13 protein-coding genes, 3 rRNA genes and 2 pseudogenes are annotated in these 19,949 nt (G+C 65.4%); 13 read left to right on the forward strand and 5 right to left on the reverse strand.

The features are described from left to right. The first annotated feature begins 36 nt into the window (after positions 1-36). From QAD21_RS09305 to QAD21_RS09315, 3 genes are read left to right on the forward strand one after another with little or no spacing between them, the layout of a single operon-like run. Positions 37-1,212, forward strand: a complete 1,176-nt coding sequence (locus QAD21_RS09305; RefSeq protein WP_065632850.1) for an iron-containing alcohol dehydrogenase — start codon at positions 37-39, stop codon at positions 1,210-1,212. Next, positions 1,212-2,591 (forward strand): GAF domain-containing sensor histidine kinase, encoded by a 1,380-nt coding sequence (locus QAD21_RS09310; RefSeq protein WP_205333582.1) that lies wholly within the window; start codon positions 1,212-1,214, stop codon positions 2,589-2,591. Before QAD21_RS09305 ends, QAD21_RS09310 begins: the two co-directional genes overlap by 1 nt. Further along, positions 2,588-3,244: a response regulator transcription factor gene (locus QAD21_RS09315; RefSeq protein WP_058252764.1), complete on the forward strand. Its 657-nt coding sequence runs from the start codon at positions 2,588-2,590 to the stop codon at positions 3,242-3,244. The genes QAD21_RS09310 and QAD21_RS09315 overlap by 4 nt, the downstream gene beginning before the upstream one ends. Positions 3,245-3,279: 35 nt before the next feature. Here the strand turns inward: QAD21_RS09315 and mftM are convergent, their stop codons facing one another. Continuing rightward, positions 3,280-4,143, reverse strand: a complete 864-nt coding sequence (mftM, locus tag QAD21_RS09320) for a mycofactocin oligosaccharide methyltransferase MftM (protein WP_137810085.1) — start codon at positions 4,141-4,143, stop codon at positions 3,280-3,282. Between the two features lie 745 nt (positions 4,144-4,888). Between mftM and QAD21_RS09325 the strand changes: the two genes are divergently transcribed. From QAD21_RS09325 to rrf, 3 genes are all read left to right on the forward strand, one after another. Beyond that, positions 4,889-6,411: ribosomal RNA gene (locus tag QAD21_RS09325) — 16S ribosomal RNA — on the forward strand. A gap of 453 nt (positions 6,412-6,864) precedes the next feature. Beyond that, positions 6,865-9,995, forward strand: a 23S ribosomal RNA gene (locus tag QAD21_RS09330). Between the two features lie 187 nt (positions 9,996-10,182). After that, positions 10,183-10,299 (forward strand): 5S ribosomal RNA (gene rrf, locus QAD21_RS09335). The 16S, 23S and 5S rRNA genes sit together here, the layout of an rRNA operon. A gap of 67 nt (positions 10,300-10,366) precedes the next feature. On the opposite strand, the gene QAD21_RS09340 is transcribed toward rrf, so the two are convergent. Then, positions 10,367-11,245 carry a universal stress protein gene (locus QAD21_RS09340; protein ID WP_159371882.1) on the reverse strand — a complete coding sequence of 293 codons (879 nt, stop codon included), beginning with the start codon at positions 11,243-11,245 and terminating at the stop codon, positions 10,367-10,369. Positions 11,246-11,334: 89 nt separating this feature from the next. On the opposite strand from QAD21_RS09340, the pseudogene QAD21_RS09345 reads away from it, so the two are divergent. Beyond that, a pseudogene (locus QAD21_RS09345) lies at positions 11,335-11,688 on the forward strand (glutaminase); the annotation flags it as partial. On the opposite strand, the pseudogene QAD21_RS25355 reads toward QAD21_RS09345, so the two are convergent. Further along, positions 11,689-11,973 (reverse strand): annotated as a pseudogene (locus QAD21_RS25355) (universal stress protein); the annotation flags it as partial. An 89-nt stretch (positions 11,974-12,062) separates the two neighbouring features. Between QAD21_RS25355 and glsA the strand changes: the two are divergent. Together glsA and nucS are read left to right on the forward strand one after the other, a co-directional pair. Beyond that, positions 12,063-13,496, forward strand: a complete 1,434-nt coding sequence (glsA, locus tag QAD21_RS09350; RefSeq protein WP_159370583.1) for a glutaminase A — start codon at positions 12,063-12,065, stop codon at positions 13,494-13,496. A gap of 46 nt (positions 13,497-13,542) precedes the next feature. Then, positions 13,543-14,226, forward strand: a complete 684-nt coding sequence (gene nucS, locus QAD21_RS09355; RefSeq protein WP_058249976.1) for an endonuclease NucS — start codon at positions 13,543-13,545, stop codon at positions 14,224-14,226. A gap of 77 nt (positions 14,227-14,303) precedes the next feature. On the opposite strand, the gene QAD21_RS09360 is transcribed toward nucS, so the two are convergent. Next, a complete protein-coding gene (locus tag QAD21_RS09360; protein ID WP_065629063.1) occupies positions 14,304-15,272 on the reverse strand; it encodes a hypothetical protein in 969 nt (322 codons plus the stop codon). A gap of 152 nt (positions 15,273-15,424) precedes the next feature. Next, positions 15,425-15,895 (reverse strand): methylmalonyl-CoA epimerase, encoded by a 471-nt coding sequence (mce, locus tag QAD21_RS09365; protein ID WP_058249978.1) that lies wholly within the window; start codon positions 15,893-15,895, stop codon positions 15,425-15,427. 85 nt (positions 15,896-15,980) lie between these two features. Between mce and QAD21_RS09370 the strand changes: the two genes are divergently transcribed. The 4 genes from QAD21_RS09370 to QAD21_RS09385 all read left to right on the forward strand — a co-directional run bounded on the left by QAD21_RS09370 (position 15,981) and on the right by QAD21_RS09385 (position 19,936). Continuing rightward, positions 15,981-17,183: an acetyl-CoA C-acetyltransferase gene (locus QAD21_RS09370; RefSeq protein WP_065629062.1), complete on the forward strand. Its 1,203-nt coding sequence runs from the start codon at positions 15,981-15,983 to the stop codon at positions 17,181-17,183. Between the two features lie 62 nt (positions 17,184-17,245). Continuing rightward, on the forward strand, positions 17,246-17,641 hold the full coding sequence (locus QAD21_RS09375; RefSeq protein ID WP_058249980.1) for a DUF3817 domain-containing protein: 396 nt from the start codon (positions 17,246-17,248) through the stop codon (positions 17,639-17,641). A gap of 92 nt (positions 17,642-17,733) precedes the next feature. Then, the gene (locus QAD21_RS09380) at positions 17,734-18,885 is read left to right on the forward strand and encodes an MFS transporter (RefSeq protein ID WP_205333116.1); all 1,152 of its coding nucleotides are present in this window, start codon (positions 17,734-17,736) and stop codon (positions 18,883-18,885) included. A 94-nt stretch (positions 18,886-18,979) separates the two neighbouring features. Next, a complete protein-coding gene (locus QAD21_RS09385) occupies positions 18,980-19,936 on the forward strand; it encodes a tetratricopeptide repeat protein (protein ID WP_277244668.1) in 957 nt (318 codons plus the stop codon). Positions 19,937-19,949 lie beyond the last annotated feature (13 nt).

The raw sequence follows: 19,949 nt of genomic DNA on the forward strand, positions 1-19,949 counted from the left end.
GGTGCGGTCGGAGTGGATGGAACGGAGGCGGGACGAATGGTGGGTGACGTCCGTCGGCGCGCATCGGGCCAGGTCGCCAAGTTCCACACCCCGGAGATCGTGCTGGGCCCGGGCGCCTTCGGGGAGGTGCCGGTCGCGACGGCGGGACTCGGGATGCGCCGACCGTTCGTGGTCAGCGATCGTTGTCTGGAACGCACCCCCTGGTACGCACAGCTGATGGCCGGGCTGCGTGCCGGCGGCCTCGACGCGGCGTCGTACCTGGATGTCTCGCCCAACCCACGGTCCGGCGAGGTCGCGGCGGCGTTCCTCGCCTACAAGGCACACGATGCCGACGGCCTCGTCGCCCTGGGCGGCGGTTCGGTGATCGACGCCGCCAAGGGTGTCGCGGTGTTGGCGGCCAACGGCGGTCACATCCTCGAGTACGAGGGAATCGACCGTGCCCGACGACCGCTCCCGCCACTCATCGCGGTGCCGACGACGGCCGGCAGCGGCGCCGACGTCTCCCAGTTCTGCATCATCAACGACGCCGAGCGGCGTACCAAGGTGACCATCATCGGGCGTTCACTCGTGCCGGACGTGACGGTGAGTGACCCGACCCTGCTGATGACCGCGCCCGCCGCGGTCACCGCCCAGGTCGGCATGGATGTACTCACCCACTGCGTCGAGGCCTACGTCTCGCTCGCGCACGGACGACTCACCGATTCGCTTGCGCTGGAATCCATTCGTGGCGTGTGGACGCATCTCGAACGCCTCGTCGACGATCCGCGGGACCGGGTCGCGGCCGAGGAGATGTCGCTCGCGGCGCTACGGGCGGGGATGGCGTTCACCAACGCGATCCTCGGCGCCACGCACGCGATGAGTCACCCGGTCGGCGGGCACTGTGACGCCCCGCACGGCGCGATCAACGCCGTCCTGCTGCCGCACGTGATCCGCTACAACGCCCATGTGTGTGCCGACGGCTTCGTCGACCTGGCCGACGCCATCGGGGTCGAGACATCCGGCGACGCCCGGACCGTCGCCGACCGACTGGCCGATGCGATCGCCGCGCTCGGCGCCCGGGTCGGCATGCCGGCGTCGCTCGAACCGCTGGGCGTGCGCAGCGCCGACCTCGACCGCCTCACCGCCCACGCGCTGGCCGATTCGTGCATGACCACCAACCCGCGGCGTCCGCAGGCCGCAGGCATCCGGGACCTCTACGCCGAAGCGCTGTGATGACCGGTCCGTCGCCCGAGCGAAGCGCTCTCCCCGAACAGGCCGACCTCGAGAGCCTGGTCGGACTCCGCAGCGTCAAGGGCAGCCACTACGCGGCGCTGCGCGGGGTCGAGGCGCGGCTGAGTCGGGTGGTCGGTGCGCTGGAGCGGATCTCGCGTGCTCTCGTCCGTACCGCCGAAGGGCCCGAGGCTTTGGTCATCGCGGTCGTCGAGGCGGCACGGGACCATCTGGGCGCGGACTGGGTCGTCTTCGCGCTCGCGGACGGCCGACTCGAGCAGTCGGCCCCGCGCCACCTGATCAGCGCGAGCGGTGGTCGGCTCTACGCCTTCGAAGGGTCCGAGCGGGCCGCCACACCCGACGACCTGCCCGACGAGGTGCTCAACCGGCTCAACGACATCCTCCGCGGACACGAGACCGTCCTGCACGGCGCGATCCTCCAGGAGGACCACGTCCACGTCCCCGTCGAACTCGACGGCAACGTCGTCGGGGGACTGTCGGCCTGGACACCGGTCGGTCGCATGGTCGATCCCACCGATCTCGTCGTGCTGCGCATCCTGGCCAGCCAGGCGATCGTCGCACTGCTCAACGCCGAGCTGTTCTCCGAGACCGACCGCCACGCAATGGAACTCGCCGAGCGCAACACCGAACTGGAACGTACCCAGCGCGAACTGTCGGCGGCGATGCGGGCGACCGTGCTCAACGAGGAGCGCGGACGGATCGCCCGCGAGCTCCACGACTCGGTCACCCAGTCGGTGCTGTCGGCGGGGGTGCAGATCGAACTGTGCCGCGGCCTCGTCGAAGGTCTCGCACTCGATCGCCTGGAGATGGCGGGCCGGCTGACCAAGGAGGCCGTGGAGCAGTTGCGGTCGTTCATCTACGCGCTCAACAACGCCACGAACGCGCCGTCGCCGAGTGTGCGCGACGTCCTCACCGAGCTGTGCTCGCTGCACATGCCGCCGGACCTTCGCACGGCGGTCCATATGCGCGGCCGGGAGCGCGATCTCGCCGATGAGGTCCAGCACGCCCTGCTGCGGATCGCCGGCGAGGCCCTCTTCAACACCGCCGTCCACTCGCGTGCCCACCAGGTCACGGTGACCCTCACCTACGCCGTGGACACCGTCGCACTGTCGGTCGACGACGACGGCGTCGGTGATCCCGAACATCTGCGCCGGGTGATGCGCACCGCGTCGCTCGGCGATCTCACGGCCGGACGGCACCGCGGCCTGGCCAACATGTCCTCGCGCGCCGCCGAGCTCGGAGGCGAACTGCGGATCCGCCGGTCGCGCATCGGCGGTATCCGCGTCGCGGTCGTGCTGCCGATCGGCACGGCCGGCTCCGCGACGCCCGACGACCCGCTCAGAACGAAGGAGTTCGGTTGAGCGACAACGACATCAGGCGCCCCATCCGGACGCTTCTCGTCGACGACCACGCCCTCCTGCGCCAGGGCATGCGGTCGCTGCTGGAGCGCGAGGACGTCGTCGACGTGGTCGGTGAGGCGGGATCGGCCGACGCCGCGCTGGCCGAGGTGAACGCCCGACACCCCGATGTCGTCGTGGTCGACCTCAAGCTGTCGGCGGGCACCGAGTACGAGGGGCTGCGGCTCATCGAGCAGATCGCGCAGCGCCACCCGGAGGTCGCTGCGCTGGTGCTGACCACGTTCCTCGACGACGATCTGGTCGTACGCGCCGTGCGGGCGGGAGCCCGGGGGTACGTGGTCAAAGATGTCGACACGACCGAACTCGTGCGCGCGATCCAGGCGGTGTCCGGCGGCGGCAGCGCCTTCGACCCGCGCAGCGCGGCCGTCGTCCTCCGCGCGGTGTCCGGCGAGAACGAGAAGTCCGAGGCACTCAGCGACCGGGAGCGCGAGGTCTTGCGGCTCCTCGCCGACGGGCTGTCGAACAAGCGGATCGGCGAGACGCTCTACATCTCGGAGTCAACCGTGAAGTTCCACATTCGCAACATCATTCGCAAGCTCGGGGTGTCCAAGCGGACCGACGCGGTGTACATCGCCAGCAAACGCGGGCTGATCTGACGCGGTCGCTCGGTACCGCGGCCGGACTCGAGGAATCAGGACCGGGGGGTGAGGACGAGCCATCCGCCGTGATCGACGACGACCTCGGCGCCGGCATGCGGGACGGCTCGAGCCCAGCCGCACAGGTCGTTCTCGGTGAGCCGGACGAGGTGGCCGAAGTGCGGGCTCGGCTCGTCTTCGAACGGCACGCCGATGACCACGCGCTGCCGGGCGACCCGGAGGGCCTCGCCGATCGCGGCGTGCGCCCCCGCGGGATCGAGGTGCTCGAGGAGGTGGATGAGCGTGACGGTGTCGGCCGAGTCGTCGGCGTAGGGGAGAGCGGTCGCGTTCCCGACGGTTGCGACGACGGGCAGTCGGAGTCGGTGAGCGGCGTCGGAGAGCAACGACACCGCTCCGGGCGAGATGTCGCAGGCCGTGACCTGGAGACCGTCCAGGGCGCAGGCGAGAGCGAAGAAGCCGAAGCACGATCCCACCTCGAGGACGGCCCCGCCCGAGACCAGGCTCCGCGCGCGTTTGTGGACGGGAGCGAATGCCGATGTGCCCGTGCGCAGTTCGCGAAGCGAGTTGTCGTAGAAAGCCGCCCAGGCGTCGTCGGCCGTGCCCGCCGAGGTGCGGATGATCCCCATCGCGGCGCATTCGAACTGCGACTGGCCGGCCAGCACGCCGGCCTCGACGAGGGCGACGAGCCCGTCGACGACCACGCCGTCGGAGATGCTCTGCTCGTCGAAGGGATGGGCGATCTGCAGGACGCCGGCCTCCCGACGCCAGGAGAGGAGACCGCAACGCGTGAACCCCTCGGGGACAAGCGCGGACGAGACAACCCGCGGTGGGAGTCCGGGTACCGGCGATGAGCCGATGGGCGCGCTCGTCGGGGTCGTGGCCAGTTCGGTCGCGGTCATGTCTCGACCGTATGAGCGCTCTGACCTGCGCATAACTGACCGACCGGGGGTGATGACCTGTCCGAAAGGACGGTCTGCGACGCACGTCACATCGATGTGATTCACCGAAATCCGCGCGCAGCAGCGGGATTCGGTTCCGCGCGGCAGGCGATGACCTGCGCCGATGGCTGTTGGGGCGGGCGGCGAGCAGGCGATTTGACCCCGACGATCCGGTTGCGTAACTTTCTTCAAGTCAGCGAGCCACGGCGCCGCCCCGGAAGGGCCTGAGAGGGTCTGATGGTGGGGAGTGGAGACCGCGTTTCTTGGCTGGCCGCCCCTGAATGTTTTGGCTTGAGTTGTTGTGGCTCGGGTAGAGTGTTTGGGGTTGCTGGGTCTCTCAGTGGTTCGGAATTCTTCGGGGTTGCGGGCTGCGGGTGGGGTCTGGTAGGCTGGAAGAGTTGCCCCGGAGACGGGGTGGCTGGCAAGGTTGAATGCGAAGTCTGCTGGTGAGAGCCCTGATTTGGGGTGGGTAGCTGGTGGGTGTGTGTTCTTTGAGAACTCGATAGTGTGATGATGAATTGTCTGATGCCAATGTGGCATCGTGCATCTTTGTGGATGTAGATGTTTGTTTTTTTGTGTGGCGTCCGGGCCCCGTCCTGGGTGTCACATTTTGCTAGGTTTATTTTGGTCAGGTTGTGCTTTCCTGGTTGAAGATTTTGTGTTGAAACGCCGGCCTTTTTTGGGGTTGGTTTTGTTTCACTGTTTTTTCATGGAGAGTTTGATCCTGGCTCAGGACGAACGCTGGCGGCGTGCTTAACACATGCAAGTCGAACGGAAAGGCCCAGCTTGCTGGGTACTCGAGTGGCGAACGGGTGAGTAACACGTGGGTGATCTGCCCTGCACTCTGGGATAAGCCTGGGAAACTGGGTCTAATACCGGATATGACCAACTGTCGCATGGTGGTTGGTGGAAAGCTTTTGCGGTGTGGGATGGGCCCGCGGCCTATCAGCTTGTTGGTGGGGTAATGGCCTACCAAGGCGACGACGGGTAGCCGACCTGAGAGGGTGATCGGCCACACTGGGACTGAGACACGGCCCAGACTCCTACGGGAGGCAGCAGTGGGGAATATTGCACAATGGGCGCAAGCCTGATGCAGCGACGCCGCGTGAGGGATGACGGCCTTCGGGTTGTAAACCTCTTTCACCAGGGACGAAGCGTGAGTGACGGTACCTGGAGAAGAAGCACCGGCCAACTACGTGCCAGCAGCCGCGGTAATACGTAGGGTGCGAGCGTTGTCCGGAATTACTGGGCGTAAAGAGCTCGTAGGCGGTTTGTCGCGTCGTCTGTGAAATTCTGCAACTCAATTGCAGGCGTGCAGGCGATACGGGCAGACTTGAGTACTACAGGGGAGACTGGAATTCCTGGTGTAGCGGTGAAATGCGCAGATATCAGGAGGAACACCGGTGGCGAAGGCGGGTCTCTGGGTAGTAACTGACGCTGAGGAGCGAAAGCGTGGGTAGCGAACAGGATTAGATACCCTGGTAGTCCACGCCGTAAACGGTGGGTACTAGGTGTGGGTTCCTTTTCACGGGATCCGTGCCGTAGCTAACGCATTAAGTACCCCGCCTGGGGAGTACGGCCGCAAGGCTAAAACTCAAAGGAATTGACGGGGGCCCGCACAAGCGGCGGAGCATGTGGATTAATTCGATGCAACGCGAAGAACCTTACCTGGGTTTGACATACACCAGACGCGGCTAGAGATAGTCGTTCCCTTGTGGTTGGTGTACAGGTGGTGCATGGCTGTCGTCAGCTCGTGTCGTGAGATGTTGGGTTAAGTCCCGCAACGAGCGCAACCCTTGTCCTGTATTGCCAGCGGGTTATGCCGGGGACTTGCAGGAGACTGCCGGGGTCAACTCGGAGGAAGGTGGGGATGACGTCAAGTCATCATGCCCCTTATGTCCAGGGCTTCACACATGCTACAATGGCTGGTACAGAGGGCTGCGATACCGTGAGGTGGAGCGAATCCCTTAAAGCCAGTCTCAGTTCGGATTGGGGTCTGCAACTCGACCCCATGAAGTCGGAGTCGCTAGTAATCGCAGATCAGCAACGCTGCGGTGAATACGTTCCCGGGCCTTGTACACACCGCCCGTCACGTCATGAAAGTCGGTAACACCCGAAGCCGGTGGCCTAACCCCTTGTGGGAGGGAGCTGTCGAAGGTGGGATCGGCGATTGGGACGAAGTCGTAACAAGGTAGCCGTACCGGAAGGTGCGGCTGGATCACCTCCTTTCTAAGGAGCACACAACATCACCCATTTCTGCCGGCGTATGTCTGTGCGGTGGGTGTGTGTTCGAGGGTGAAACATCAGACAGGCTCACCTCTTCTACACCGGTAGAAGGATCGGGGGTTACCGCGGGTCCGTGAGGGCTGGCGGGTTCATTGTCACGCTATCGGGGTTCTGAGAGAACACATGCGTGTTGTCTCTGACCTAGCTCATGACTGGGGTGCGGGTGGTGATCGTGACTGTGATGGTCGCGGGAGCGCGTGCACGGTGGTGGGTGTGTGTTGTTTGAGAAGTGCATAGTGGATGCGAGCATCTTTATTTCAAACCAATGCTTCGACTGTTGTTGGAGTGCTGGTCTGTGATTTAGCAAATTTTGTAGTGTTTGTGATGTCTACATTCGATCCTCGTTCATGGCTGGCCTTGTGTTGGTTGTGGGTGGGGGGTTGTTTGTAGGTGTTGTTGTAAGTGTGTAAGGGCGTTCGGTGGATGCCTTGGTACCAGGAGCCGATGAAGGACGTGGTAGGCCGCGATAGTCCTCGGGGAGTTGTCAAACGAGCTGTGATCCGAGGGTGTCCGAATGGGGAAACCCAGCACGAGTGATGTCGTGTTACCACCAGCTGAATGTATAGGCTGTGTGGGGGGAACGTGGGGAAGTGAAACATCTCAGTACCCATAGGAAGAGAAAACAATTGTGATTCCGTGAGTAGTGGCGAGCGAAAGCGGAGGAGGCTAAACCATGCGCATGTGATACCGGGTAGGGGTTGTGTGTGTGGGGTTGTGGGGTTCGTCTTCTTCCATCTGCCTGTGGAAGCGTGAGTGAGAAAATCATGTGTTAGGTGAAGTGGCCTGGAATGGTCTGCCGTAGTCGGTGAGAGTCCGGTAGCTGAAAACACATGGTCTTGCGTGACGGTGTCCCCAAGTAGCAGCGGGCTCGTGGAATCTGCTGTGAATCTGCCGGGACCACCCGGTAAGCCTGAATACTTCCTGGTGACCGATAGCGGACTAGTACCGTGAGGGAAAGGTGAAAAGTACCCCGGGAGGGGAGTGAAATAGTACCTGAAACCGGACGCTTACAATCCGTCAAAGCCTGTGCCTTCGGGGCGGGTGATGGCGTGCCTTTTGAAGAATGAGCCTGCGAGTTAGTGCTCGGTGGCGAGGTTAACCCGTGTGGGGTAGCCGTAGCGAAAGCGAGTCTGAATAGGGCGTTTGAGTCGCCGGGTCTAGACCCGAAGCGGAGTGATCTACCCATGGCCAGGGTGAAGCGTCGGTAAGACGTCGTGGAGGCCCGAACCCACTTCAGTTGAAAATGGAGGGGATGAGTTGTGGGTAGGGGTGAAAGGCCAATCAAACTCCGTGATAGCTGGTTCTCCCCGAAATGCATTTAGGTGCAGCGTCACATGTTTCTTACTGGAGGTAGAGCTACTGGATGGCCGATGGGCCCCACAGGGTTACTGACGTCAGCCAAACTCCGAATGCCGGTAAGTGAGAGTGTGGCAGTGAGACTGCGGGCGATAAGGTTCGTAGTCGAGAGGGAAACAGCCCAGATCGCCGGCTAAGGCCCCTAAGCGTGTACTAAGTGGAAAAGGATGTGGGGTCGCGAAGACAACCAGGAGGTTGGCTTAGAAGCAGCCACCCTTGAAAGAGTGCGTAATAGCTCACTGGTCAAGTGATCCTGCGCCGACAATGTAGCGGGGCTCAAGTACACCGCCGAAGCCGCGGCACTCCACCATGACATCCGCAGAGGTTTACGGACTTCTGTGTAGTGGGTGGGGTGGGTAGGGGAGCGTCCTGCATCCGTGGAAGCGCCGGAGTGATCCAGGTGTGGAGGGTGTGGGAGTGAGAATGCAGGCATGAGTAGCGAAAGCAGAGTGAGAAACTCTGCCGCCGAATGACCAAGGGTTCCTGGGCCAGGCTAATCCGCCCAGGGTGAGTCGGGACCTAAGGCGAGGCCGACAGGCGTAGTCGATGGACAACGGGTTGATATTCCCGTACCCGTGTATCCGCGCCCATGCTGAATCAGTTGTACTAACCATCCTGATCCCCCGGGAGCACCTTCGGGTGCCGAGTGGGGTGATGCATGGGACCTTGGCTGGTAGTAGGCAAGCGATGGGGTGACGCAGGAAGGTAGTGGGGCCAGTCAGTGGTTGTACTGGTGTAAGCCTGTAGGGCGAGTGATAGGCAAATCCGTCACTCACAGAGCCTGAGAGGTGATGCGTAGCCGTTGTGGCGAATTCCATGATCCTATGCTGCCGAGAAAAGCCTCTAGTGAGTTGGTACACGGCCCGTACCCCAAACCAACACAGGTGGTCAGGTAGAGAATACTAAGGCGATCGAGAGAACTGTGGTTAAGGAACTCGGCAAAATGCCCCCGTAACTTCGGGAGAAGGGGGACCCATCCTGGTGACGATCTTTTCGGTCTGAGCTGGTGTGGGTCGCAGAGACCAGAGAGAAGCGACTGTTTACTAAAAACACAGGTCCGTGCGAAGTCGTAAGACGATGTATACGGACTGACGCCTGCCCGGTGCTGGAAGGTTAAGAGGACCGGTTAATCACCTTCGGGTGGTGAAGCTGAGAATTTAAGCCCCAGTAAACGGCGGTGGTAACTATAACCATCCTAAGGTAGCGAAATTCCTTGTCGGGTAAGTTCCGACCTGCACGAATGGCGTAACGACTTCTCTGCTGTCTCAACCACAGACTCGGCGAAATTGCAGTACGAGTAAAGATGCTCGTTACGCGCGGCAGGACGAAAAGACCCCGGGACCTTCACTATAGCTTGGTATTGGTGTTCGGTTCGGTTTGTGTAGGATAGGTGGGAGACTGTGAAGTGGGCACGCCAGTGTTCATGGAGTCGTTGTTGAAATACCACTCTGATCGTATTGGACTTCTAACCTCGGACCCTGATCGGGTTCAGGGACAGTGCCTGGTGGGTAGTTTAACTGGGGCGGTTGCCTCCTAAAAGGTAACGGAGGCGCCCAAAGGTTCCCTCAGCCTGGTTGGCAATCAGGTGTTGAGTGTAAGTGCACAAGGGAGCTTGACTGTGAGACGTACATGTCGAGCAGGGACGAAAGTCGGGACTAGTGATCCGGCACCGGCAAGTGGAAGCGGTGTCGCTCAACGGATAAAAGGTACCCCGGGGATAACAGGCTGATCTTCCCCAAGAGTCCATATCGACGGGATGGTTTGGCACCTCGATGTCGGCTCGTCGCATCCTGGGGCTGGAGTAGGTCCCAAGGGTTGGGCTGTTCGCCCATTAAAGCGGCACGCGAGCTGGGTTTAGAACGTCGTGAGACAGTTCGGTCTCTATCCGCCGCGCGCGTAAGAAACTTGAGGAAACCTGTCCCTAGTACGAGAGGACCGGGACGGACGAACCTCTGGTGTGCCAGTTGTCCCGCCAGGGGCACTGCTGGTTAGCTACGTTCGGAAGGGATAACCGCTGAAAGCATCTAAGCGGGAAGCCTGTTCCAAGATGAGGTTTCTCACCCCCTTCGCGGGGTTAAGGCCCCCCACAGACCATGGGGTTGATAGGCCAGAACTGTACGCACAGCAATGTGTTCAGGTGACTGGTACTAATCGGCCGAGGACTTACCAACAACACCCACAACATCACCAAACCTCAGGTTCGGTTGGTGTTCGCATCCACTATGTACTTCTGAAACAACACACTCCTCCGGGTGGCTTCGCCCCCCGGACACCCCCCACAACACCACGGTGTGACGGGGTGGTGAGAGGTGACAAACAAACACACGCACACTACGTGAGCGTGTTGTTTCACAAAGTTACGGCGGCTATAGCGGAGGGGAAACGCCCGGCCCCATTCCGAACCCGGAAGCTAAGCCCTCCAGCGCCAATGGTACTGCACCCTAATCAGTGTGGGAGAGTAGGACACCGCCGAACACAACATCCCATTGTGGCCCCTCGCGATTCGTGAGGGGCCACAATGCTTTTCTGGGTCGAGACGAGATCAGTCGGTGCCCTTCGGAACGACGATCATCGGAACCGACACCGCGCGAAGGATTTTCGCCGCGGTTGTGCCGAGGAAGAGCGTGTTGGGCGCCGCCAGCCGGCTGGAGCCGACCATGACCACATCGCCGTCCTGCCAGTCCAGGGAGCCGACTGCCTCCTCGATGGTCGACCCCTGGGCGATCGCCGAGCTGACCGGGAAGTCCGGTGGCAGTTGTTCTCTGGCCGCCTCGAGACTGCGTCGCGCGTGTTCGCGAGCGTGGTCGAGGGCCCGTTCTTCCGGCTCGGTGCGCCAGGGTAGGACGTCGTCGACGGCGACCAGCGAGATCAGCCGGATGGGCCGATGTGCACGGACACCGCTGCGCAACGCCGTCTGGAACAACAGCTGGGTGCCGGGCCTGCTGCCGATCGCGACCGAGATCTCTCGCACCTCGTCGGCGCCGAGATGCGCGAACCCCGGTGGCGCCACCGCCACCGGGACCGGTGCGGAATGCAAGATGTCGTTGACCACGGTCCCGAGTGTGTGCCGGCCGCGGATACCGCCACCCGCGCCGCCGATGACCAGCATGTCCGCCGATGTGCGCCGGGCCTGCACGATGAGACCCTCCCCGGGGTTGGCGTGTTCGGCGATCGTCGTGGTGGTCTCGATGTCGTCGGGGAGTCTGGCGGCAGCGGCGTCGAGCCAGCGGCGGGCCGCATTGTCCAGGGCGTCGGAGAGGCGTTCGACCGAGACCTGTTCGGACGGGTCGGCGCTGTCCGGCTCGGGTGGGATGACGATGCAGAGCTCGAGTTCGGCGTCGAAGGTCCGCGCGAGGCATGCGCCGAGGGCGACCGCGTCGTCGCCTCCCGAGGTGGCGATGTATGCGACGAGCAGCTTCATCGGTACTCCCAGCGTCGGTGTCTCGGTCCCGGTCATCGCCAGCCTAGTCATCTCCGACGGGGTGCCGGGGGACACGCTTAGATGGGGTCATGGACTCCCTCGTCGACGGTTACCTCAGCCACATCATGGACGAATGCCATTCGGACCGATCCGGTCATGTCGCCGACTACATCCCGGAACTGGCCGCCGTCGACCCCGAGGGTTACGGCCTGTCGATGTGCGTGCACGACGGCCACACCTACTCACATGGTGACTCCGCGACGGCGTTCACCATCCAGTCGGTCTCCAAGCCCCTCACCTATGCGATGGTCCTGAAGAAGCACGGCACCGCGGCGGTCGACGCGAAGATCGGCGTCGAGCCGTCCGGCGAGGCATTCAACGAGATCAGCGTGGACGAGCGCCGACGCCCGAAGAACCCGATGATCAATGCGGGGGCCATCTTTGATGAGACCCTCCCCGGGGTTGGCGTGTTCGGCGATCGTCGTGGTGGTCTCGATGTCGTCGGGGAGTCTGGCGGCAGCGGCGTCGAGCCAGCGGCGGGCCGCATTGTCCAGGGCGTCGGAGAGGCGTTCGACCGAGACCTGTTCGGACGGGTCGGCGCTGTCCGGCTCGGGTGGGATGACGATGCAGAGCTCGAGTTCGGCGTCGAAGGTCCGCGCGAGGCATGCGCCGAGGGCGACCGCGTCGTCGCCTCCCGAGGTGGCGATGTATGCGACGAGCAGCTTCATCGGTACTCCCAGCGTCGGTGTCTCGGTCCCGGTCATCGCCAGCCTAGTCATCTCCGACGGGGTGCCGGGGGACACGCTTAGATGGGGTCATGGACTCCCTCGTCGACGGTTACCTCAGCCACATCATGGACGAATGCCATTCGGACCGATCCGGTCATGTCGCCGACTACATCCCGGAACTGGCCGCCGTCGACCCCGAGGGTTACGGCCTGTCGATGTGCGTGCACGACGGCCACACCTACTCACATGGTGACTCCGCGACGGCGTTCACCATCCAGTCGGTCTCCAAGCCCCTCACCTATGCGATGGTCCTGAAGAAGCACGGCACCGCGGCGGTCGACGCGAAGATCGGCGTCGAGCCGTCCGGCGAGGCATTCAACGAGATCAGCGTGGACGAGCGCCGACGCCCGAAGAACCCGATGATCAATGCGGGGGCCATCTTTGCCGCATCCATGCTGTTGCCGCCGACCCGGGACGTGGCCGAGGCGGCGGTCGACGCCGCCTTCCGGGAGGTGCTCGAGTTCTACTCCGGATGTGCCGGACGGCGCCTCACGATGGACGAGGGGGTCTATGCCTCCGAGGCCGCGACGGGTTCGCGCAACCGCGCGATCGCCTACATGCTAGACAGCTTCGGGGCTCTAGAGACCAGCCCGGACGCCGCTCTCGACCTCTACTACCGACAGTGCTCGATTCGGGTGACGACCGACGACCTGGCCGGGATCGGCGCGACGATCGCGAACGGCGGGATGAATCCCCGCACGGGTCGGACGGTCTTCTCCAACGAGACCGCGCAGCGGTTGCTGAGTGTCATGACGACGTGCGGGATGTACGACGGCGCGGGGGACTGGGTCACCTCCGTCGGCCTGCCGGCGAAGAGCGGCGTCGGTGGCGGGATCCTCGCGGTGCTGCCGGGGCAACTCGGCATCGGCGTGTACTCGCCGCGGCTCGACGGTCACGGCAACAGCGTCCGCGGCGTCGACGTGTGTCGGCATCTGTCCACCGATCTGGGCCTGCACATGTTCAACGTGACACGGGAGAGTCGGGTGACGATTCGGTCGGTCTACGACCTCGCCGACACCCCCGTCAGCGCGGAATGGGGCGAGCAGGAGCGCAGCTATCTGCGGACCTGTCGCGACCGGATCCGTGTGTACGAACTCCAGGGAGATTTGACCTTCGCCGGCGCCGAGAGCGTTCAGCGGCGACTGGAGGCCGACATCGACGCATACACCGTCGTCATCGTCGAGATCTCCCGCATCGGGGTGATCGACGCGGTCGCACGCACGATGGTGCTGAGCATCAAACGGCTGCTGGACGACAGCGGCCGGCGGGCCGCGCTCGTCGACCCGGACGGGGTCGTCCGCGCCAGCGTCGATCGGCACCGTGACGACGCGGCGGTGCCCGATCTCGATGCGCCGCCGGAACTCCGGGGATTCGACCCGGCGCTTCCGCACGTGCACTCGACGATGGACGACGCGGTCGTCGACGCCGAGACGTTTCTGCTGAAGCACTACTACGACGAGTGAGCGGGCCGCGCCGCCTGGTCCCGGGACACACCACTAGGGTGGGCACGTGCGTCTCGTCATCGCGGAGTGTCAGGTCGACTACGTCGGGCGGCTGACCGCCCATCTGCCCATGGCCCGGCGGTTGCTGCTGATCAAATCGGACGGATCGGTGAGCGTGCACGCCGACGACCGGGCCTACAAGCCGTTGAACTGGATGAGTCCGCCGTGCTGGCTCACCGAGGCGCAGGTTCCCGACGGCACGCAGGCGGAGGCGTACTGGGTCGTCACCAACAAGGCGGGCGAGGAACTCCGCATCACCATCGCGTCGATCGAGCACGACTCCCAGCACGACCTCGGCATCGACCCCGGCCTCGTCAAGGACGGCGTCGAGGCGCACCTGCAGGAGCTGCTCGCCGAGCATGTCGAGACGTTGGGTCCGGGTCACACGCTCATCCGCCGCGAGTACATGACCGCGATCGGGCCGGTGGACCTGCTGTGCCGGGACGCATCGGGTGCCACGGTGGCGGTCGAGATCAAACGGCGCGGGGAGATCGACGGCGTCGAGCAGCTCACCCGGTATCTCGAGTTGCTCAACCGCGACACCACACTTGCCCCGGTGGCCGGCGTCTTCGCCGCCCAGCAGATCAAGCCGCAGGCCCGCACGCTGGCCGAGGACCGCGGAATCCGTTGCGTGGTGCTCGATTACGACGAGCTTCGCGGCGCGGAGAGCACGGAGTTCAGGCTCTTCTGAGGGGCTTCGACAAGCTCAACCAGCGGAGGGGACAAGCTCAACCAGCGGAGGGGACAAGCTCGATTAGCGGAGGGCCGTCAGGCGTTGGAGCGGGCCTCCGGCGACCGCGCCTCGGGCGAGAGCTTGCTGTTCAGGAGGTCGAGATCGTCGGCGTCGGACAGCACGGAGTACTCGGAGTCGTCGGGCTGGGCGAGCAGTTCCGGCAACTCGGCCAGCTCCTCGCGGAGCCGGCCGAGGTTGGCGGCGATGTCCTGACGCGTGCGGTCAGCGGCCTGCGCGAGTTCGCGTGATCGATCGAGTCGTTCGGTCGCGATGTCGAGCGCGGTCTGACGGATGTGTGCCGCCTCGTCGAGTGCGCGTTCGCGCTGATCGGCGAGTTCGGCGTCATGGCGTTCCCGCTCGGCCCGGCGTTCGGCGGCGCTGACCGCCTCGAGTTCGGCGACCTCGGCTTTCGCCTTCTCCACCACTCGGCGGGCCTCGTCCTTGGCGGCCTGCATGGTCTTGGTGTGTTCGGCCTCCATCGCGGCGGTGCGCTCGGCGATGAGGCGGGCGGACTCCGACTCGTTGGCGGCCGCGGTCTCCTTGACCTGCCGTGCCCGGGCGGCGGCCTCGTCGACCAGCTTCTTCGCGGCCGTGCGTGCCTCGCCCCGGACGCGCTCGGCGTCGGCCGCGGCCGACGACCGCATGTCGGCGGCCTCCTGGCGCGCGATGGACAGCGTCTCGGCGGCTTCGGCGGCCGCTTCGGCGCGCATCTCCGACGCTTCGTCGGACGCCAGCTGCAGCATCCGCGACAGTCGCTCGCTCATCCCTTGCGCGGTGGTCGGCGGGACCGAGAGCTTGTCGACCTCACGGCGCAGTTCGGCTATCTCGTCGCGCGCGTCCTCGAGATGCGCGGCGAGTTCGTGTGCGTTGGCGGTGGCGGCGTCGCGATCGGCGGCGAGGACGCGCAGATCGGCGTCGAGGCGCTGGAGGTGATCGGCGACCTGCTCACGGTCATAACCGCGCATCACGATCGCGAAGGGCAATTGCCGTGCGGGACCTGGCATGGCGGCCAGTGTATCGGAGAGAGTGCGGGATCTCCTCGACGTCGGCGACGCCGTGCGTGGAGGTGCCGAGCCGGCCGGTCCACGGATGGGAGCGGCCGGCTCGGCATGTCGAGTCAGCTAGCGGCGCAACGGTTTTCGGCCGCTGCGGCGGATCAGTGTGCGGTGGCGGCGGGTTCCACGAGTTCGAGCAGCACGCCGCCCGCGTCCTTGGGGTGGACGAAGTTGATGCGGGAGTCCGCGGTGCCCCGCTTCGCGGCAGGATAGAGGACCCGGACGCCGGCTTCGGTGAGTCGTGCCGTGACCGCGTCGACGTCGGTCACCCGCACGGCGAGCTGCTGGAGCCCAGGACCGTTGCGGTCGATGAACTTGGCGATCGTCGACGACTCGTCGAGCGGGGCGAGCAACTGGATGACCGCACCGGTGCCGCCGGCCGGGCCGACCATGGCCTCCTCGACGCCCTGCTCGGCGTTCGTCTCCTGATGCAGCGTCTCGAACCCGAGGTGGGTGGCGTACCACTCCTTGGCGGCGTCGAGATCGGGGACGGCGATGCCGACGTGATCGATGGCGACGATCAGGTCGGAGATGAGTGCGGTGGCGCTGGGGTCCGTTGCTGAGGAAGACATGGGACAACGGTAGCGTTGAGGTGTTGAGCGCACAGAGCGGGCGCTCGGTTGGCCCCCTATCTAGACACTTCCCGGAGGTTCCCTCATGACTTCGACTGCCGACAAGACCACGGTCATCGTCGCCGGCGCACGCACCCCCTTCGGCCGCCTGCTGGGCTCCCTGAAGGACTTCAGCGGGGTCGATCTCGGCGCGGTCGCCATCAAGGGCGCACTCGAGCGGGCCGGCGTTCCGGCATCCGAGGTCGAGTACGTGATCATGGGCCAGGTGCTGACCGCGGGGGCCGGTCAGATGCCCGCCCGCCAGGCCGCGATCAAGGCCGGTATCGGCTGGGACGTCCCGACCCTGACCATCAACAAGATGTGTCTGTCGGGGATCGACGCGATCGCGCTGGCCGATCAGCTCATCCGGGCCGGAGAGTTCGACGTCGTCGTCGCCGGCGGCCAGGAGTCGATGACCCAGGCGCCCCATCTCCTGCCCAACAGCCGCGGCGGCTTCAAGTACGGCAACACCGAACTCGTCGACCACATGGCTTTCGACGGGCTCTTCGACGCCTTCACCGATCAGCCGATGGGGGCGCTGACCGAGCAGGGCAACGACGCCGACGGGTTCACCCGTGAGCAACAGGACGAGTTCGCGGCACGAAGCCACCGGCTCGCCGCAGCCGCGTGGAAGAACGGCGTCTTCGACGACGAGGTCGTGCCGGTGGCCATCCCGCAGCGTAAGGGCGACCCGATCGAGTTCGCCGAGGACGAGGGGATTCGCGCCAACACCACCGTGGAGTCGCTGTCCGGGCTGCGGCCGGCCTTCCGCAAGGACGGCACGATCACCGCGGGCAACTCGTCGCAGATCTCCGACGGCGCGGCGGCCGTCGTGGTGATGAGCAAGGCCAAGGCCGAGGAACTGGGCGTCACGTGGCTGGCCGAGATCGGCGCCCACGGCGTCGTCGCCGGCCCGGACTCCAGCCTGCAGGCGCAGCCGGCCAATGCGATCGTCAAGGCCTGTGACCGCGAGGGCATCGCACCCGCGGACCTGGACCTCATCGAGATCAACGAGGCCTTCGCGGCGGTCGGGCTGTCCTCGACCAAGCAGCTCGGCGTCGATCCCGAGATCGTCAATGTCAACGGTGGTGCGATCGCCGTCGGACATCCGATCGGGACCTCCGGGGCGCGCGTCGCGCTGCATGTCGCGCTCGAGCTGAAGCGACGGGGCGGTGGCGTCGGTGCAGCCGCGCTCTGTGGAGCCGGCGGCCAGGGTGACGCGCTGATCATCCGGGTTCCGAAGTCCTGAACGAACGAGATGTCTACGACATCTTGTAGTAGTTTGCTGTCCGATTCGGCACAATGAGGGCCATGCTGTCATTCTTCGACCTGACCACTCCCGCCAAGCGCTTCCGGTTCGTCGCCGTCGCCGAGGCGATCACCTGGGCGGTCCTGCTGGTCGCCATGGTCGTCAAGCGGGTCAACGACGACGACGAGGCCATCGCCAAGCCGGGCATGATCCACGGGATCGTCTTCGTGATCTTCGTGGTCGTCGCTCTGATCACAGCGATCCAGCTCAAGTGGAACGCGGTGAAGTGGGAGCTGCCGGTGGGTTCGCGGCGGATCGGAATCCCGATCGTCACCCTGCTGGCGCTGGTCTCGAGCCTCCCGCCGTTCGGCACGATCGTGTTCGAGTGGTGGGCGCGCCGTAACGGCCATCTCGCCGAACTGTCCGCCGACCGCGCGCCCAGGCAGGCCACGGCCTGACCGCCCCGATCCCGCCTTCGATCGCCCCGACGCTCCGGCGCTCCCGCCGCAGCGTCGGGGCGATCTTCGCGCTCAACGGGTTTCTCGCCGCGATGTGGGTGGCCCACATCCCGGTCATCAGTGCGCGCACCGGAGTCGATCACGACCAACTCGGCGGACTGTTGCTGTTGCTCGGCGCGTCGGCGTTCGTCGGCATGCAGGTCTGCGGCCGTCTGATCGACCGTCGGGGGTCCCGGCCGGTGACGATCGGTGCCGCGCTGCTGCTGTCTGCGGTCATCGTCGCCCCGGTGCTCGCCGCCGACGCCCTGACGCTCGCCGCCGCGCTCGTCGCCTTCGGATTCGCCAACGGTTGCCTGGATGTGTCGATGAACGCGCAGGCGGTCGTGGTCGAACGGGCCTACGGCCGACCGATCATGTCGTCGTTCCACGGGTTCTTCTCGGCGGGCAGTCTCGTGGGTTCGGGAGTGGTCGCGGCAACCCTGTGGGCCGACGTCGGTGTCGTCCTCACCGTGGCCTGCGCCGCGGCGGCCGGCATCGGCGTCGTGGCGTGGAACGCGCGCGGTCTGGCTGGTCGCGAGGTGGGGACCGACGATGCGAGTGCACGCGGTGCAGACGCCGACGGCCCCGCGTCCGGGAAGTGGTGGCACACCGTGGACCGGCGCCGCCTGGTCCTGCTGGCGGTGGTCGCGTTCGCACTCATGCTCGCCGAGGGCACCGCCTACGACTGGAGTGCACTGCACGTGGTCGAGACCTTCGGTTCCGCCGAAGCCGTCGGCGCCATCGCGTTCGGCGCGTTCAGCGCGACGATGACCGTTGCGCGATTCGTCATCGATCCGGTCGTCGGGTCGGTGGGACCGGTGGCGGTCGTCCGCTACGGCGGCCTGCTCGGCACCGCCGGAATCCTGATCGCGGTGCTCTCGCCCGTACCCCTCCTCGCCATCGTGGGATGGGGCGTGTTCGGATTGGGTCTGGCGGGGCTGATCCCGCAGATCTTCACCGCGGCGGGCAATCTGTCGGGGGAGTCGAGCGGCCGGACGATCTCCGCCGTCGTCGGATGCGGCTATCTCGGCATGCTCGCCGGTCCCGCGGTCGTCGGCTTCATCAGCAGCCGGACCTCGCTGAACACCGGGTTGCTCGCGGCCGTGGCGGCGCTCGTCCTCGCCGTCGTGCTCGCGCCGGTCGTTCGCCCGGACCGCACGCGCACCGCCGCGCCGGACGGAACGCGTTCGCCCGACGTCGTCTGATTCCGCGTGGGCGTCGTGACACACTGGAGGGGTGACGCGACCAACCAATCGTCAGCAGGCCGCCGCCGCGGCCCGACAGCAGGCGGCAGCAGCCATGGCCATGTCCGGCGCGGTGGATCTCGGCGTACTCAAGGAGCGGGCCGAAGCCGAACGCGCACAAGCGCAACGGGCCCAGTCGCAGGCCGCAGCACGACCTGCCGCGCCCGGTGAGCCGCCCGCCGAGGGCGGGCAATCGCCGGCCGCCGGTGCGGGAACCGCGGCGGCCGCGGTCCTCGACGTCACCGAGGAGACGTTCGAGGCCGAGGTGCTCAACCGGTCGATGCAGCAGCTCGTGGTCATCGACCTGTGGGCGGAATGGTGCGGGCCGTGTAAGCAGTTGTCGCCGGTCCTCGAACGCCTCGCCGCGCAGTCGGGCGGGCGCTGGGTGCTGGCGAAGGTCGACGTCGACGCCAATCCCCGTATCGCACAGGCGTTCCGGGTGCAGTCGATCCCGATGGTCGTCGCGATCGTGCAGGGACAGCCGGTGACCGCCTTCAACGGGGTGCGCTCCGAGGCCGAGATCACCCAGTGGATCGACGACATCTTCGCCCAGATCGGCGACATCCTCCCGGGCGTTCCCGACGGGCCCGCACCCGAGCCGGAGCCCGAGGACCCGAGGCTGGTCGCCGCCGAGACGAAGCTGAACGACGGCGACTTCGACGGCGCACTCGCCGACTACCGGGCGATCGCCGAGGCCGAGCCGGAGAACCTCGAAGCGGTGTCCGCCGCGCGGAACCTCGAGTTCATCCTGCGGGCGCAGGCGCACGATCCCGCCATCGTGGAGACGGCGTCCCCGCGTGACGTCGATGCGCAGCTCGCGGCCGCGGACGTCCTGCTGCTCAACCAACAGCCCGAAGCCGCGTTCGACCGCATCATCGATGTCGTGCGCGTGACCGCGGGGGAGGAGCGCACCCGGGCGCGCACCCGGCTGCTCGAGCTGTTCGAACTCTTCGATCCCGCCGAGCAGTTCGTCGTGAGCGCCCGGCGCAAGCTGGCCAGCGCGCTCTACTGAGCGCCGCGTGCCG

It is taken from the genome of Gordonia sp. SMJS1 (assembly GCF_029866425.1).
Lineage (GTDB): Bacteria > Actinomycetota > Actinomycetes > Mycobacteriales > Mycobacteriaceae > Gordonia > Gordonia hongkongensis.